Origin of the sequence: Pseudomonas sp. R37(2017) (assembly GCF_002113375.1) — a bacterium.
Lineage (GTDB): Bacteria > Pseudomonadota > Gammaproteobacteria > Pseudomonadales > Pseudomonadaceae > Aquipseudomonas.
Window position 1 is genome coordinate 79,192 of record NZ_NEHO01000020.1, and the last position, 17,046, is coordinate 96,237.

11 protein-coding genes are annotated in these 17,046 nt (G+C 60.9%); 7 read left to right on the forward strand and 4 right to left on the reverse strand.

What is annotated here, in order from left to right:
• Positions 1–277 precede the first annotated feature (277 nt).
• From ptsP to CAG47_RS24330, 3 genes are read left to right on the forward strand one after another with little or no spacing between them, the layout of a single operon-like run.
• Positions 278–3,139 carry a phosphoenolpyruvate--protein phosphotransferase gene (ptsP, locus tag CAG47_RS24320; RefSeq protein ID WP_085728136.1) on the forward strand — a complete coding sequence of 954 codons (2,862 nt, stop codon included), beginning with the start codon at positions 278–280 and terminating at the stop codon, positions 3,137–3,139.
• The gene (pfkB, locus tag CAG47_RS24325; protein ID WP_085728138.1) at positions 3,139–4,080 is read left to right on the forward strand and encodes a 1-phosphofructokinase; all 942 of its coding nucleotides are present in this window, start codon (positions 3,139–3,141) and stop codon (positions 4,078–4,080) included. Before ptsP ends, pfkB begins: the two co-directional genes overlap by 1 nt.
• Positions 4,081–4,091: 11 nt before the next feature.
• Positions 4,092–5,831 (forward strand): PTS fructose-like transporter subunit IIB, encoded by a 1,740-nt coding sequence (locus tag CAG47_RS24330; protein WP_085728140.1) that lies wholly within the window; start codon positions 4,092–4,094, stop codon positions 5,829–5,831.
• A gap of 126 nt (positions 5,832–5,957) precedes the next feature.
• Here the strand turns inward: CAG47_RS24330 and CAG47_RS24335 are convergent, their stop codons facing one another.
• Positions 5,958–8,486 (reverse strand): sulfite reductase flavoprotein subunit alpha, encoded by a 2,529-nt coding sequence (locus CAG47_RS24335; RefSeq protein ID WP_085728145.1) that lies wholly within the window; start codon positions 8,484–8,486, stop codon positions 5,958–5,960.
• A 229-nt stretch (positions 8,487–8,715) separates the two neighbouring features.
• Positions 8,716–11,040, reverse strand: coding sequence for a TonB-dependent siderophore receptor (locus CAG47_RS24340; RefSeq protein WP_085728147.1), 2,325 nt, complete (start codon positions 11,038–11,040; stop codon positions 8,716–8,718).
• Positions 11,041–11,247: 207 nt separating this feature from the next.
• Between CAG47_RS24340 and CAG47_RS24345 the strand changes: the two genes are divergently transcribed.
• A complete protein-coding gene (locus CAG47_RS24345; RefSeq protein WP_085728149.1) occupies positions 11,248–11,928 on the forward strand; it encodes a Fe2+-dependent dioxygenase in 681 nt (226 codons plus the stop codon).
• Positions 11,929–12,687 (forward strand): tetratricopeptide repeat protein, encoded by a 759-nt coding sequence (locus tag CAG47_RS24350; RefSeq protein ID WP_256577532.1) that lies wholly within the window; start codon positions 11,929–11,931, stop codon positions 12,685–12,687.
• 44 nt (positions 12,688–12,731) lie between these two features.
• Here CAG47_RS24350 and CAG47_RS24355 read toward each other — a convergent pair whose 3' ends face one another.
• Positions 12,732–13,895, reverse strand: coding sequence for a type III PLP-dependent enzyme (locus tag CAG47_RS24355; protein ID WP_085728152.1), 1,164 nt, complete (start codon positions 13,893–13,895; stop codon positions 12,732–12,734).
• A gap of 705 nt (positions 13,896–14,600) precedes the next feature.
• Between CAG47_RS24355 and CAG47_RS24360 the strand changes: the two genes are divergently transcribed.
• On the forward strand, positions 14,601–16,184 hold the full coding sequence (locus CAG47_RS24360; RefSeq protein ID WP_085728154.1) for a peptide chain release factor 3: 1,584 nt from the start codon (positions 14,601–14,603) through the stop codon (positions 16,182–16,184).
• A 322-nt stretch (positions 16,185–16,506) separates the two neighbouring features.
• Positions 16,507–16,764 carry a hypothetical protein gene (locus CAG47_RS24365; RefSeq protein ID WP_085728156.1) on the forward strand — a complete coding sequence of 86 codons (258 nt, stop codon included), beginning with the start codon at positions 16,507–16,509 and terminating at the stop codon, positions 16,762–16,764.
• 107 nt (positions 16,765–16,871) lie between these two features.
• Here CAG47_RS24365 and CAG47_RS24370 read toward each other — a convergent pair.
• Positions 16,872–17,046, reverse strand: a 175-nt coding sequence (locus CAG47_RS24370; RefSeq protein WP_371917243.1) for an oligopeptide/dipeptide ABC transporter ATP-binding protein, incomplete at its 5' end; no start/stop codon positions are given.

Genomic DNA, 17,046 nt, shown 5'->3' on the forward strand with positions numbered 1-17,046 from the left:
TTGTTTTTTCGAGATTGCCTCGACATTTTCGTCAATCCTAACCGATTAGGCAGGCGACCATTGTCGCAACGCATCCGACAAGTTGGACTTCAAGGATGGGCCATTATCGAGTAACGTGCCAATTGATCTAGATTAAACGTTTCAGCAGGCGTATTTTCTACGCTTTAGGCGCCTTTGGTCGGTTCTGCCGAGAAACCGCCAAAAGCGATGGCCAAGCGCCTGAGCTGACTCACTCAAAACAATACCTGGTGCCCCAAGGCGCCAAAAAGGAGAAAGCATGCTCGAGCTCACAGTAGAGCAGATATCCATGGGCCAGTCGGCTGTGGACAAGTCCGCTGCGCTGCAATTGCTGGCCCGGCATCTGGTCGCCGACGGCCTGGTTGCCGAGGGTTATCTCGCCGGTTTGCAGGCGCGGGAAGCCCAGGGCTCGACCTTTCTCGGTCAAGGTATTGCCATCCCCCACGGTACGCCTGAAACCCGTGACCTGGTCTTCACCACCGGCGTGCGCCTGATGCAGTTCCCTGACGGCGTGGACTGGGGCGATGGTCATGTCGTTTACCTGGCGATCGGCATCGCCGCCAAATCCGATGAACATCTGCGCCTGTTGCAATTGCTGACCCGTGCCCTCGGCGAGACGGACCTGGGCCAGGCCCTGCGCCGCGCCGGCTCCGCCGAAGCCTTGCTGAAGTTGCTGCAAGGTGCGCCGCAGGAGTTGGCCTTGGATGCGCAGATGATCGGCCTCGGTGTCGCGGCCGAAGATTTCGAAGAGTTGGTCTGGCGTGGCGCACGCTTGTTGCGGCAGGCCGACTGCGTGAGCAACGGTTTCTCCGCGGTGTTGCAGCAGGTTGAAGCGCTGCCGTTGGGCGATGGCCTGTGGTGGCTGCACAGCGAGCAAACCGTGAAGCGTCCGGGCCTGGCCTTCGTCACTCCGGACAAACCACTGCGTTATCTCGGTCAGCCACTCAACGGGCTGTTCTGCCTGGCCAGCCTTGGAGAGGCTCATCAAGCCTTGCTCGAACGCCTGTGTGCCTTGTTGATCGAAGGGCGCGGTCATGAATTGGGACGTGCTACCAGCAGCCGCAAAGTCCTCGAAGTACTCGGTGGTGAAGTGCCCGCCGATTGGCCCAGCGCGCGAATTGCGCTGGCCAACGCCCACGGTCTGCATGCGCGTCCGGCGAAAATCCTCGCGCAACTGGCAAAGAGTTTTGAAGGTGATATCCGTGTGCGCATTGTCGATGGCCACGACAGCGCGGTGTCGGTAAAGAGCTTGAGCAAGTTGCTCAGCCTCGGCGCACGACGGGGGCAGGTCCTGGAAATCATCGCCGAACCAAGCATCGCGGCTGATGCCTTGCCGGCCTTGTTGGCCGCCATCGAAGAAGGGCTCGGAGAAGAAGTCGAACCGTTGCCGCCAGTCAGCCAGGCACGCGAAGTCGTTGTCGAGATGGCCGAAGTGGTTGTCGCCCCGGTGGCGGGCAGCGTGGTCCAGGCGATTGCCGCCGCTCCGGGGATCGCCATCGGCCCGGCGCATATTCAAGTGCTGCAAACCATCGAATACCCGTTGCGCGGCGAGTCCGCCGGCATCGAGCGTGAGCGTCTCCAGCAAGCCCTGGCGCAGGTCCGCCGTGACATCCAGAGTCTGATCGAGCGCAGCAAAAGCAAAGCCATCCGCGAAATCTTCATCACCCACCAAGAGATGCTCGACGACCCGGAACTGACCGATGAGGTCGATACGCGCCTCAAACAGGGCGAAAGCGCCGAGGCGGCGTGGATGGCCGTGATCGAAGCGGCGGCCCGGCAGCAGGAAGCGTTGCAGGATGCCTTGCTCGCCGAACGCGCAGCCGACTTGCGCGACATCGGCCGTCGGGTGTTGATGCAGCTTAGTGGCATCGAATCCCCGAGCGAACCGGACCAACCCTACATTCTGGTGATGGACGAGGTCGGCCCGTCCGACGTCGCGCGTCTCGACCCGGCTCGCGTGGCGGGGATTCTCACCGCCCGGGGTGGTGCTACGGCGCACAGTGCGATTGTTGCCCGGGCCTTGGGCATCCCGGCACTGGTCGGCGCCGGCCCCGGCGTGTTGCTGCTGGCGCCGGGTACGCCGCTGCTGCTCGATGGCCTGCGTGGGCGGTTGCATGTGGACGCTGACACGGCGACCTTGCAGCGCGCCACGGCCGAACGCGATACCCGCGAGCAACGCTTGAAGGCGGCTGCCGAGCAACGTCATCAACCGGCATTGACCACCGACGGTCACGCCGTCGAAGTGTTCGCCAATCTTGGTGAAAGCGCTGGGGTAACTGGCGCGGTGGAGCAGGGCGCCGAAGGTGTTGGCCTGTTGCGCACCGAACTGATTTTCATGGCCCACCCGCAAGCGCCCGACGAGGCAACCCAGGAAGCCGAGTACCGCCGCGTCCTCGACGGTCTGGCCGGGCGGCCGCTGGTGGTGCGTACCCTCGATGTCGGGGGCGACAAACCGTTGCCGTACTGGCCGATCGCGAAGGAAGAAAACCCTTTCCTCGGCGTGCGCGGTATCCGCCTGACCTTGCAGCGCCCGCAGATCATGGAAGCGCAATTGCGTGCCTTGCTGCGGGCGGCCGACAACCGGCCGCTGCGGATCATGTTCCCGATGGTGGGCAGCGTAGAGGAGTGGCGCCAGGCCCGTGACATGACCGAGCGCCTGCGCCGGGAAATCCCGGTCGCCGACCTGCAACTGGGGATCATGATCGAAGTACCGTCGGCGGCATTGCTGGCGCCGGTGCTGGCCAGGGAAGTCGATTTTTTCAGCGTCGGTACCAACGACCTGACCCAATACACCCTGGCCATCGACCGTGGCCATCCGACGCTGTCGGCCCAGGCCGATGGCTTGCATCCGGCGGTGCTGCAACTGATCGACATCACCGTGCGCGCAGCCCATGCCCACGGCAAATGGGTCGGTGTGTGTGGCGAGCTGGCGGCCGATCCGCTGGCGGTGCCGGTGCTGGTGGGCCTCGGCGTGGACGAACTCAGCGTCGGCGCGCGCAGTATTGCCGAGGTCAAGGCGCGAATTCGCGAACTGGGCTTCACTCAGACTCAAACCCTTGCCCGACAGGCCCTGGCCGTGGGCAGTGCCAATGAAGTGCGTGCATTAGTGGAGGCCCTGTAATGGCCCGGATTCTCACCCTGACCCTCAACCCGGCGCTGGACCTGACCGTCCAGTTGCCGCGCCTTGAGGCCGGCCAGGTCAACCGCAGCGATGTGATGCACACCCACGCCGCCGGCAAAGGCGTGAACGTGGCGCAAGTGCTGGCGGACCTCGGGCATCAGTTGACCGTCAGTGGCTTTCTCGGCGAAGACAACCTGCAAGCATTCGAAACGCTGTTCACCCGGCGCGGTTTTGTCGATGCCTTCATCCGGGTTCCCGGTGAAACCCGCAGCAATATCAAGCTGGCGGAAAGCGACGGCCGTATCACCGACATCAACGGGCCGGGACCGCAGGTCAGCGAAGCGGCGCAGCAGGCCTTGATGGATCGACTGGAGCAGATTGCCCCGGGGCACGATGCGGTGGTGGTCGCCGGAAGTTTGCCTTTGGGCGTTAGTGCGAAGTGGTTGCAGATGTTGATTTTGCGCTTGAAGAAACTGGGGCTGAACGTCGCCCTCGACACCAGCGGCGAAGCGTTGCGCGAGGCGCTCAAGGCCGCTCCGTGGCTGATCAAACCCAACACTGAAGAACTGGCCGAAGTGCTGGACTGCGAGGTCGTATCGGCCGGTGCCCAGGCCTTGGCGGCGGAGCGCTTGCACGCCCAGGGCATCGAGCATGTGGTGATCTCCCACGGTGCCGAAGGCGTGAATTGGTTCAGCGTCGGTTCGGCGCTGCACGCCACGCCACCCAGGGTCAGCGTCGCCAGCACGGTGGGTGCGGGTGATTCGTTGCTGGCGGGGATGCTCCACGGTTTGCTCAGTGCCGATACACCGGAACAGACCTTGCGCACGGCCACCGCGATTGCCGCGATGGCGGTGACGCAGATCGGTTTCGGCATTGGCGATGCAGCGCAACTGGCGCAGCTCGAACAGGGTGTGCGCGTGCGTCCCCTGACAGAACAATAAGAGGGTTTGTCATGAAGTTAGCCATCGTTACGGCCTGCCCGAACGGCATGGTCACCAGTGTGCTGTGTGCCCGGCTGCTCGATGCCGCGGCCCAGCGTCAGGGCTGGAGTACCAGTGTCGAAGTCAGCGATGCCGCCCATCCCGAAAAGCAACTGTCGGCGGCCACCCTCGACGCGGCAGAGTGGGTGCTGTTGGTGACCAGCGCACCGGTGGAGATGTCGCGGTTCGTCGGCAAGCGGGTGTTTCAGAGCACCCCGGCCCAGGCCCTGCAGGACGTGGAAGCCGTGCTGCGGCGCGGTGCGCAGGAGGCTCAGGTCCATGCCGCTGCCGAAGCCGTCACAGAACCTGTGGCGGTTGCGCCAAACGCACCGCGACTGGTGGCCGTCACCGCATGCCCGACGGGCGTAGCACACACGTTCATGGCCGCCGAAGCCTTGCAGCAAGCGGCCAAGCGCCTTGGCTATGACTTGCAGGTGGAAACCCAGGGCTCGGTCGGCGCGCGCAACCCATTGAGCGCAGCGGCGATTGCCGAAGCCGATGTGGTGCTGCTGGCGGCCGATATCGAAGTCGCCACCGAGCGTTTCGCCGGCAAGAAAATCTATCGTTGCGGTACCGGCATTGCCCTCAAGCAAGCCGAAGCGACCTTGAAAAAGGCCTTGGCCGAAGGCCGACAGGAAAGCGCATCGAGTGCATCTCAAGCAACGGTCAAGCAGGAGAAAATGGGCGTCTATAAACACCTGCTGACCGGCGTGTCGTTCATGTTACCGATGGTGGTGGCTGGCGGCTTGATGATCGCCCTGTCGTTCGTGTTCGGCATCACTGCCTTCAAGGAGGAGGGCACGCTGGCGGCGGCGTTGATGCAGATCGGCGGCGACAGCGCGTTCAAGTTAATGGTGCCGCTGCTGGCAGGCTATATCGCCTATTCCATCGCCGACCGTCCGGGCCTTGCGCCGGGGATGATCGGCGGTCTGCTGGCGAGTACCCTGGGTGCCGGTTTCATCGGCGGGATCATCGCTGGCTTCCTCGCCGGTTATGCGGCCAGGGCGATCAACCGTTATGCGCGATTGCCGCAAAGCCTCGAGGCGCTGAAGCCGATCCTGATCATCCCGTTGCTGGCGAGCCTGTTCACTGGCCTGGTGATGATCTACGTCGTCGGCAAACCGGTGGCGGGGATGCTCGCCGGGCTCACGCATTTCCTCGACAGCATGGGGACCACTAACGCGATTCTGCTGGGTGTGTTACTGGGCGGCATGATGTGCGTCGACCTCGGCGGGCCGATCAACAAGGCCGCCTATGCGTTCTCGGTCGGGCTGCTGGCGTCGCAGAGTTACGCGCCGATGGCGGCGACCATGGCCGCGGGCATGGTGCCGCCGATCGGCCTGGGTATCGCCACGTTCATTGCCCGACGCAAGTTTGCGCAAACCGAGCGCGAAGCCGGCAAGGCAGCACTGGTGCTGGGGCTGTGCTTTATCTCCGAAGGGGCGATTCCGTTTGCGGCCAAAGATCCGCTGCGGGTGATTCCGGCGAGCATCGCTGGCGGTGCGCTGACCGGTGCGCTGTCGATGTATTTCGGCTGCAAGCTGATGGCGCCCCACGGAGGGTTGTTCGTGCTGGCGATCCCGAATGCGATCAACCATGCGCTGCTCTATCTGCTGGCGATTGTGGCGGGGAGCCTGTTGACGGCGGTGGTGTATGCGCTGGTCAAGCGGCCGGAGGTGGTGGAGTTGGCGGTAGATCCCGTCACGGCCTGACGCCTGCCCCTGTAGGAGCGAGCATGCTCGCGAAGGCGTCGTGTCAGTCGAAATCATTTTTGCTGACACTCCGCTTTCGCGAGCATGCCGCAAGCGGGCACCCGCTCCTACAGGGAACGCAGTGAATCAGTAGACGTCTCGGCGGTAGCGGCCCTGTTCGATCAAACGCTCCACTTCGGCGCTGCCCAGCACTTCATCGAGTACCTGATCCACGCCCGAAGCCATGCCCTGAAGGCTGCCGCAAATGTAGATCACCGCACCTTCCGCCAGCCATTTTTCAAGCTCGTCCGCTGATTCACGCAGGCGATCCTGTACGTAGATCTTTTCGGCCTGGTCTCGGGAAAACGCCAGGTCGAGACGCGCCAGATCACCGTTGATCAGCCAATCTTCCAGCTCCTTTCGGCACAGGTAGTCGTGCTCGCGATTGCGCTCGCCAAACAGCAGCCAGTGACGTTGCTGGCCATCGGCAATCCGGGCCTTGAGCAAGCTGCGCAACCCGGCCAGTCCCGTGCCATTGCCCAGCAGGATCATCGGCGCCGGTTGGGCCGGCAGATGGAAACCACTGTTGCGCCGCACACGCAGGCTGATGGAACTGCCCACAGGCGCGTACTCGGTCAACCAGCCGGAACCGACGCCGAGGTTGCCATCGGCATGCACTTCCTGGCGCACGATCAATTCCAGTACACCGTCGGCTGGAATCGAAGCAATCGAGTATTCGCGCATGGCCAGCGGCACGAGGGCCTCTGCCAGTGCCTGCGCGTGCAGGCCGACCAGATGGGCGCGGTTTTCCGGCAGCTGGCGACTGGCCAGGGCCTGTTCGAGGGTTTCCTCCAGGCCGTTGAGCTGCACCTTGGTCTCTGCGTGAATGCCCAGACCGTCGAGGAAGTGCTCGATGGCCCATGGGCAGTTGCGCGGCAACACTTCCACCAGGTCTCCAGCCAGCCAACTGCTGGTGGTCGGGGCGCGAAGACCCAGCAAGTACACCGGCGAACCGCTGCTGTCCGGGTTGAGCAGTTCACGACGGACCAGGGTCCAGTTGTCGTAGCTGGGCGCTTGCCAGGTGTCGACAGGGGCATGGCCGGTCAGCAGGCCCAGTTGCTGTTGCCAGTGACGCAGAGCGTATGGATCGCCGCTATCGACTTCCACCGGGGCGAACAAGGTCTTGCCGCCGTGTTCGCCGAGCCAGGTGTGCAGGCGTTTGGCGAATCCGCAGAAGTGTTGGTACTGCCGGTCGCCGAGGCCGAGGACCGCGTAGTTCAGACGTTCAAGGCTTGGTGTGCGACCCAGTACCTTGCGTTCGAAACCCCTGGCGCTGTCGGGTGCTTCGCCGTCACCGAAGGTACTGACGACGAACAATGCGTTGTTCGAGTCCTGCAAGTCCTGCTCGCTGACGTCCGCCAGCGGCTGCACATTCACTGGCAAGCCCGCGGCCTGCAGTTGCCCGGCGGTCTGCCAGGCCAGTTGCTCGGCAAAGCCGCTCTGGCTGGCGAAACCGATCAGCCAGGCCGGAGCGTCATTAACCGATGCGACCAGACCTTGGCGAGCGTCCTTGATCTGGCGTTTTTTGCGGCGACGGTCCAGGTACAGCAACCAGCCGGTGACGAAGAACAGCGGCATGCTCAGCGCAGTGAGGGTCAGGATGATGCGCCCGACGATGCCGAAGTAGCTGCCGACGTGCAGCGCATAAATGCTGGTCAGCAGTTGCGCCTTGAGGCTCTTGTCACTGTAGCGATCAACCCGTTTGATCACCCCGGTGGCCGGGTCGAGGGTGATCTGGTTCAGGGCGCGGTCATGGGGCGATGTTTTCAGCAGGAAGTTAACAGTCGCTGGCTGGCCGGCCACTGGCGGCATGCGCACGTTATAGGAACTGAGTTGTGGGCCGGCTGCGCTATAGATACTGCTCCACATTGCCGCGTAATCGGCGATAGGAGCCGGACCTTGCGGTGCAGGGCCGCGTCCGCCGCGAACGCGTTCGTTCTGCGGTGAGTCGGAGAGCAACCGGGTCAGGCCCTTGTTGTACCACTCGTAAGACCAGGACAACCCGGTCAGCGCTGCCAGGAGGTAAAACACCAGGCACCAGGTGCCAGCCACCGAGTGCAGGTCCCAGTTGAAACTGCGACCCTTTTTCCTCCAGTCCAGGGGCAACCAGGCACGCCAGCTTCGCCACTGGCGAGGCCAACGCAGGTACAAGCCGGAAAGACAGAAGAACACCAGGATCAGGGTACAGGCACCGGTGATCTGCCGACCCGTATCGCCCATGGCGAGGAAACGGTGCAGTTGCAGCATCAGCCCGAAGAAATCCTGGCCACTGGCATCACCGAGGAACTCGGCCGTGTACGGATCGAAGTAGCGCATCTCGCCTCGGCGCTCACCCGGCGGCGGGGTGAACCACACTTTGGCGGCGTTGCCACTGTCGGTTTCCACGGTGAGCATTGAGACTTTTTTGCCCGACACGGCTTCGATGTGCTCCACCAGTTCGGCGGTAGGCAGCACGCCGGCGACCTGTTTTTCGACCTGCAACACAGAGGGATTGAGTGTGCTCAGGATTTCATCCTGAAACGACACCATCGCCCCGGTGATGCCCATCAGGGCCAGGACCAGCCCGGCGCTGATGCCGAAAAACCAGTGCAACTGGAACAGGGTTTTCTTCAACACGTCGCTCGCCTTGTTCGTTCAGATTGTTCCATCACGGCGCACATTATGCCGTGGGCTTGTCGAGAAGCATTCTTTTTCACGTACAAAGGCCCCGTTCACGGTATGAACGGGGCCAAATTTATTGCTTGCCACTTTTGTGGGAGCGAGCCTGCTCGCGAAGGCTGTGTTAGTCACAACACATGTGCTGCGGCTGGCACTGTATTCGCGAGCAGGCTCGCTCCCACATGGATCAGAAGTGGAAGTTGGTGCTCAGCAATGCGGTACGACCGGCCGCCTGGTTGGCGAAGTGAGTCGAGAACGCCTTGTCGTAGTAGGTTTCGTCGGTCAGGTTCTGCACGTTCAGTTGCAGATCGACGTTTTTGCTCAGCTTGTAGGCCGCCATCGCGTCGTAACGAACGTAGGAGTCGACCATGGTGGTGTTGGCTACGTTGCCGAACACGTCGTCGACATAGAACGCACCGCCGCCGATGGTCAGCTTCGGCGTGACCTGATAGGTCGTCCACAGGCTGGCACTGTTTTTCGGCGTGTTAGGCAGTTCGTTGCCGTTGTTGGCCTTGTTTGCCGGCAGGTCGCCACCGTCGACTTGCTCGCTGTCCATGTAGGCGTAACCGGCGAACACTTGCCATTTGTCGGTGAGCTTGCCGCTGGCCGACAGTTCGATACCTTGAACGCGGGTCTTGCCGACGTTTTCAAAGGTGGTGGTGTTGGTTTGCACACGAGCGTTGTCTTTCTCGGTGCGGAAAATGTCGGCGGTCAGGGACAGGCGATCATTCAACAGGTCCCACTTGGTACCGATTTCGTAGTTCTTGGTGGTTTCCGGCTCCAGGTCGCTTTTGAGCAGGTTGCCGTTACGATCCGGGGTGCCACCCAACGGGTTGCCTTCCGTACCTTCGCCAAGCATGTTGCCCGGCGGGGTGGCGGACGTCGCGTAGGACGCATAGATGCTGCCGTTTTCCGCTGGCTTGTACACCACACCGAACTGACCGGTGACGAATTCGCTGGTGTCATCGCCCTTGGACGTGGTCACGTTGGAACCGTTGAAGGTCCTGTAGTCAGTATCGAAATGGTCGTAACGCAGGCCCATGTTCACCAGCCATTGCTCGGACAATGTCAGGGTGTCGAACACATACAGTGCGTAGGTGTTGGCCTTGGTGTCGGTGCCGGCATAGTTGCGCGAGATGGCGCCGTTCCACGGGTCATTCGGGTTCGGGTTGGACAGTGAGGTGCAGTTGTAGCCGCTTGGCGCGCCGATCATTGCCGGCGTGCAGTTGGTAGTCACCGCGCCTGTTCCCGGAGTGGTGTCCGTGTTGACGTTGTAAGAGGACTTTTCATTTTCCTCGTGGGTGTATTCGACACCGGTGGAGAAGCTGTTCTTGAACCCGGCGATGTAGACATCGCCAAACAGGTCGGTCTGGTTGGTGGTGGTCTCGGTGTTGCTCACGCGGGTGTTCGCGCGGCGCCAGACGCTGCCGTTGTTGACGTTGCCTTTACTGTCGTCCGGCTGGGTCAGGATGTAGTCCTGCATGCTGGTGCCGTGACGCAGGGTGTTCTTGATGGTCAGTGCGTCGCTCAGGTCGTGCTCGATGGCGAAGGTCGCCGTATCGACGCGAGTCTTGCGGAAGTCGCGGTCGTTCAGACCATAGAAGTTGCTGCTGTCGCCGCCGTCGTTGGGCTTGTCCGGGTTGGCCTTGGTACGGGCAGCCGAGCCGCCGGCCGGGATGGTGTAGGGAATACCCGAGTCCGGCAGGTCGTTGCTTTCGAGATGGTAGTAGTCAAGGTTGACGCGAGTGTCTGTACCCAGGCCGAAGGCCAGGGACGGTGCGACACCCCAGCGGTCGTAGTTGACGCTGTCACGCCCGGCGACGTTGCTCTCGTGGCTCAACAGGTTCAGACGGCCAGCGGCGGTGTCGGTGAACTGGTAGTTGCCGTCGAAGGTGTAGCGCTGGGTCTGGTCGGAGCCCCAGGTGAAACCACCGTCGAGCGAATCGCCCAGGTGGGCTTTCTTGCTGACCAGGTTGATGCTGCCGCCAGCGGCGCCACGACCGCCGATCGCGGAGTTCGGGCCTTTGCTGACTTCGATCGACTCAACGGCGAAGATCTCGCGGCTCTGGGAGCCGGTATCGCGCACGCCGTCCAGATAGGTGTCGCCCTGGGCGTCGAAGCCGCGGATGAACGGACGGTCGCCTTGTGGGTTACCGCCTTCACCGGCACCGAAGGTGATGCCTGGAACCGTGCGCAGCGCGTCCTGCAGGTTGAGCGAGCCGGTGTCTTTGAGGACTTGTTGCGGAACAACGGTCACCGAGCGCGGCGTATCGATCAGCGGCGCGGTGTACTTGGGCGAGGAGGCTTTCTCGACGTTGTAGGTTGTCTCGTCCTGGGCTTCGCCTGTGATGGCGGTGGCGCCCAGTGAAATCACATTGTCCGGTGCTTTTTCGTCGGTTTTTTCCGCCGCGAAAACCATGTGGCCCGCAGAGCCGGCAGTAATTGCCATGCCGATGGCGGAAGCGAGCAAACGTGGTGAGCTGACCGGTACTTGTGGTTGTTGACGTGACATTTGAGTTCCCCTCCCCAAGGATTTGAGGCGGCGGAATATAGGGTAAACAGGTATTCGTAACAATTGCGAAATATTACTATTTGCACTTAATTTACATTCTTTACAATTTAACCTTACGGTTTTTGCTGACTCATTCGTCTGTTGGGTTTTACACAGGCAATAAGAATCAATACCATTGGCGCCTCTTTGTTTTCAGGTGTTTCCGTCATGCTGCTGCACATTCCCGGCCTGTTCGAAAAAGACGAGGTGCAGCGCATTCGCGAGGCTCTCGAGCAAGCCGATTGGGCCGATGGCAAGATAACCGCCGGCTATCAGTCGGCCAAGGCCAAGCACAATTTGCAGCTGCCGGAAGGGCATCCGCTGGCCAAGGAAATCGGTGCGGCCATGCTGGAGCGACTGTGGAAAAATCCACTGTTCATGTCGGCCGCGCTACCGCACAAGGTCTTCCCGCCGTTGCTTAACTGTTACACCGCCGGTGGCAGTTTCGACTTCCATATCGACAACGCGGTGCGCCAGCCCAAAGGCAGCATCGAACGGGTACGCACGGATTTGTCCGCCACGCTGTTCTTCAGCGAGCCCGAGGATTACGACGGTGGCGAGCTGGAAATCCAGGACACCTTCGGCACTCAGCGGGTGAAGTTGCCTGCCGGCGACATGGTGCTATACCCCGGCACCAGCCTGCACAAGGTCAATGCGGTGACACGCGGAACGCGGCTGGCCGCGTTTTTCTGGACTCAAAGCCTGGTGCGCGAGGACAGCCAGCGTGCGCTGTTGTTCGAGATGGATGGAGCCATCCAGCAACTGACCCGCGACATGCCCGATCATCCATCGCTGATCCGCCTGACCGGTACTTATCACAACCTGTTGCGTCGCTGGGTCGAGGTGTAAGTGGCGGATTTTCGTTTACGCCGCGAAGAAATGCTCGACGGCGAGCGCCTGCGCGCCATGCTCGATGAAAGTCCGGCCCGTGCGGCCCAGGCCATCCTGATCGCCGCAGGTGAAGGTGAGGTCGAAGCCCAGGCCTTGCTCGGACAGATTCTGCTCGACGGCCAGGGGATCGCGCAGGACCATCCGCTGGCGTTGCGCTGGTTCGGCATCGCCGCCCACCAGGGGCACGTGATGGCGCGCAACATGCTCGGCCGTTGTCATGAACATGGTTGGGGCTGTGTTGCCGACGCTTCGATTGCGCTGCGGCATTATCGCGTCGCGGCCCAGGCCGGCCTGGATTGGGCGATGTACAACTACGCCAATCTGCTCGCTACCGGGCGCGGAGTCAGCCAGGATCAGGCTCTGGCGTTCACCTGGTATCAACGCGCGGCACACTTGGGTCATGCCAAATCGATGAACCTGCTCGGACGATACCTGGAGGAGGGAAGAGTGTGCCCCATGGATGCGCAAGCGGCCCGTGACTGGTATCGGCGTTCGGCTGAAGGCGGGGATTTTCGCGGGCAGTTCAGCTTTGCAGCGGTCTTGACCGACGAAGGGAATATCGAGGAAGCGTTGGTCTGGCTGCGCAAGGCGTTGGCCGGTGGCAACCTGAATTTTTTGCGGGTGGCCTGCAAGGCATTGTCAGCCGCCAATGATCCACGGATTCAGGCGATGGCTGTGGATTACCAACTACGTACCGAACAGCTCGAAACCCTGTAGGAGCGGGCACCGCAAGCGGGCACCCGCTCCTACAGTATTTACCTTTATACGTAGAAAGACTTCAGCGGCGGGAAGCCATTGAATTCGACGGCGCTGTAGCTGGTGGTGTACGCACCGGTCGACAGCCAGTACAGGCGATCACCGATGGCGATGTTCAGCGGCAGGCCGTACTTGTAGTTTTCGTACATGATGTCGGCGCTGTCGCAGGTTGGACCGGCGATGACCACTTCTTCCATCTCGCCCTTCTTCTCGGTCCAGATCGGGAACTTGATGGCTTCGTCCATGGTTTCGATCAGGCCGGAGAACTTGCCCACATCCGTGTACACCCAGCGCTCGACCGCGGTACGGGATTTACGCGCGACCAGCACCACTTCGCTGACCAGGATACCGGCGTTGGCGATCAGCGAACGGCCAGGTTCCAGGATGATTTCCGGCAGGTCGTCACCGAAGTCTTCTTTCAGGAAGCGGATGATTTCCTCGGCGTAGGTTTCCAGGCTGTTGGTGCGGGTGATGTAGTTGGCCGGGAAGCCGCCACCCATGTTGATCAGCTTCAGGTGGATGCCGTCTTCTTCCTTCAGGCGTTCGAAGATCACTTTGACCTTGGCGATCGCCGCGTCCCAGACGCTGATGTCGCGCTGCTGCGAGCCGACGTGGAACGAGATGCCGTAAGGCACCAGGCCCAGGTCGCGAGCGAGGATCAGCAGGTCCATGGCCATGTCGGTCTGGCAGCCGAATTTGCGCGACAAAGGCCAGTCGGCGGTGGTCGAGCCTTCGGTCAGGATGCGTACGTAGACTTTCGAGCCCGGAGCGGCCTTGGCGATGTTGCGCAGGTCGGCTTCGGAGTCGGTGGCATACAGACGTACGCCCTTGTCGTAGAAGTAGCGGATGTCCTTGGACTTCTTGATGGTGTTGCCGTAGCTGATCTGGTCGGCGCTGACGCCGCGGCTCAGCACTTTGTCCAGTTCGTAGATCGAGGCGATGTCGAAGCTCGAGCCTTTCTCTTTGAGCAGGTCGATGATCTCGACGGCCGGGTTGGCCTTGACCGCGTAGTAAACCTTGGCGAATTCGAAACCGGCGCGCAGGTCGTCATAGGCCTGGGCGATCATCGCGGTGTCGATCACCACGAATGGGGTTTCCTGCTTGTCGGCGAACGCCTTCATTTTCTGAAAAGTGTCGCGCGCGAAATAGTCTTCGACCTGGATCGACATACTTGGGAGCTCCTATTGGCAAACTCGTGAAATCAATGGGTGCGAGGTGTGTCATCGATGACACACCCTCTGAACGTCCTCCGTATCCCCACTTTGGTTCGCCTACTTCCCAAGGCATGTCGCCGAAAGCAAAAAGGCCATGGGAAGTGCTGCTTTTCCCTTGGCCTTGCTGTCTCGTCGTCAGTACTTGAGCCGGATGGATCGTTTCCAGCATGGACGTTCGGCGCGAACTTTAGGGCGTGAGGGGCCTGAGATCAACAAAAAATGTCGCGTTTTTGCACTCGTCTGACGCACGTTGCCGGCGTCACTCTTTGTAACCGACCCAGATGACAGGCAGATGTTCCGGATAATTGATGAAGTGTTAAAAATACCTGCACGTTCGACGCTTTTGTATACAAGGTCGTGGAGAACTCTATTGGCGTCAATATCGGCGACGTTGGCTGCGAAAAGGTCAGGTGAAGGGCTTTTTTTGTCATTCGGACTGGTGTGCGGGAGTGCCATGGAGGTGGGGGCGTGTTGATATTCTTTTCCGGTCGCTGGGCAGGAAAAAAATTGTCGTCAAATCGCTCCGATTTCGAGAGTCCGGACGGCCAGACAGCCCATTTGGCACCCAGGCACCTTTGATGTGCTCAACGGTTCGGTTCTTCGATCAACTTGGGCTATAATCTGCGCCCTTTTTTTGAATCACCTGCCAGGCGATTTCCCATGACCAAACAGGCCGCCGAAGTCGCGAAACGCCGCACTTTCGCCATCATTTCCCACCCCGATGCCGGTAAGACCACCATCACCGAGAAGCTCTTGCTGATGGGCAAGGCGATTGCGGTAGCCGGTACGGTGAAATCCCGTAAATCCGACCGCCATGCCACCTCCGACTGGATGGAAATGGAAAAGCAGCGGGGTATTTCCATTACCACGTCGGTCATGCAGTTCCCGTATCGCGAGCACATGATCAACCTGCTCGACACTCCGGGCCACGAAGACTTCTCCGAAGATACCTACCGCACCCTGACTGCGGTGGACTCGGCGTTGATGGTGCTCGACGGCGGTAAAGGCGTAGAGCCTCGGACCATCGCCCTGATGGACGTCTGCCGTCTGCGTGACACGCCGATCGTCAGCTTCATCAACAAACTCGACCGTGACATCCGCGACCCGATCGAACTGCTCGACGAAATCGAAGCGGTCCTCAAGATCAAGGCGGCGCCTATCACCTGGCCGATCGGTTGCTACCGTGATTTCAAAGGCGTGTATCACCTCGCCGGCGACTACATCATTGTTTACACCGCTGGTCATGGTCACGAACGCACCGAAACCAGGATCATCGAAAAGCTCGATTCCGACGAGGCGCGCGCGCATCTGGGTGACGAGTACGAACGCTTCCTCGAACAACTTGAGCTGGTTCAGGGTGCTTGCCACGAGTTCAACCAGCAGGAGTTCATCGACGGTCAGATGACCCCGGTGTTCTTCGGTACCGCGCTGGGCAATTTCGGTGTCGATCACGTGCTTGATGCCGTGGTTGACTGGGCGCCACGCCCGCTGCCGCGGGTGGCCAACGAGCGTACCGTGGAGCCGGTGGAAGAGAAGTTCTCGGGCTTCATCTTCAAGATCCAGGCGAACATGGACCCGAAACACCGCGACCGCATCGCCTTCATGCGTATCTGCTCCGGCAAGTACGAAAAGGGTATGAAGATGCGTCACGTACGTACCGGCAAGGACGTGCGGATCGGCGATGCGCTGACCTTCTTCTCCTCCGAACGTGAGCAACTGGAAGAAGCTTTCGCTGGCGACATCATCGGTCTGCACAACCACGGCACCATCCAGATCGGCGACACCTTCAGCGAGGGTGAAACCCTGGGCTTCACCGGCATCCCGCACTTCGCGCCGGAACTGTTCCGCCGCGTACGCCTGAAGGATCCGCTGAAATCCAAGCAACTGCGCCAGGGCTTGCAGCAGTTGGCCGAAGAAGGCGCGACCCAGGTGTTCTTCCCCGAGCGCAGCAACGACATCATCCTCGGCGCCGTCGGTGTGCTGCAGTTCGACGTGGTCGCCAGTCGTTTGAAAGAGGAATACAAGGTCGAGTGCTCCTACGAGCCGATCACCGTTTACTCGGCGCGTTGGGTCGATTGCAGCGACAAGAAGAAGTTCGAGGAATTTTCCAACAAGGCTGTGGAAAACCTGGCATTGGACGGCGGTGGTCACCTGACCTACCTGGCGCCTACGCGGGTCAACCTGGCACTGATGGAAGAGCGCTGGCCGGACGTGAAATTCCGTGCGACGCGTGAACATCACTAAGCGCTGAGTAGAAACATCCAAAACCCCGTTTGCGAGAGCAGCGGGGTTTTTTATCGCCTGATCGCCAGCCCTGTAGGAGCGAGCATGCTCGCGATGGCGGAGTGTCAGGCGACATCGATGTTGGATGTGCCGGCGTCATCGCGAGCATGCTCGCTCCTACAGGGGGCTCGAGATCAAATCGGAATAATCGTTATTCGAAAGCAATCTCTGGAAGCAGGGCATTTCCGTCCAGCCGATAGCGTCCTGTCTGGAGAATCCGGCTGTTCGGAACTAGATTTGACTCAGCGCCAGACAGGCACTCCACGAAAGGAAGGAATCGATTATGAACAGGTTGTTTCGCGTTTTACTGCTGTTGAAGGTGTTGGTGATGTTATCGCTCGGGGCGTCGACGGCCTGGGCCGAATGTATCGATCATGGGGAGCAGGCTTCGAGCGGGCAAGCGGGATATGCAGGGTTGATGCTCGCCAAATCCGAATCGGAACCAGGAGATCAGGGGCAGGGTGGGGCTGACAACGACGATGACTCGACCACCGACGAGCCGGACTCCGATGATGCCGATGAAGGTGACAGCCAGACGTAAATGACGCAGTACCTGTAGGAGCGAGCCTGCTCGCGATGCATTCTTCCATTCAATACACATGTTGAATGACAGTCCGCAATCGCGAGCAGGCTCGCTCCTACAGTTTTTTATGCCGCGCCGTCGAGGAATTGCTCGGCGTAATGGCAAGCCACCTGACGCCTGTCAAGCAGGCGCAGGGCCGGTTCTTCGGTTTTGCAGCGTTCGGTGGCGTACGGGCAGCGCTTGTGGAACGCGCAGCCCGGCGGCGGGTTCAGCGGGTTGGGCAGCTCGCCGACGATCTTG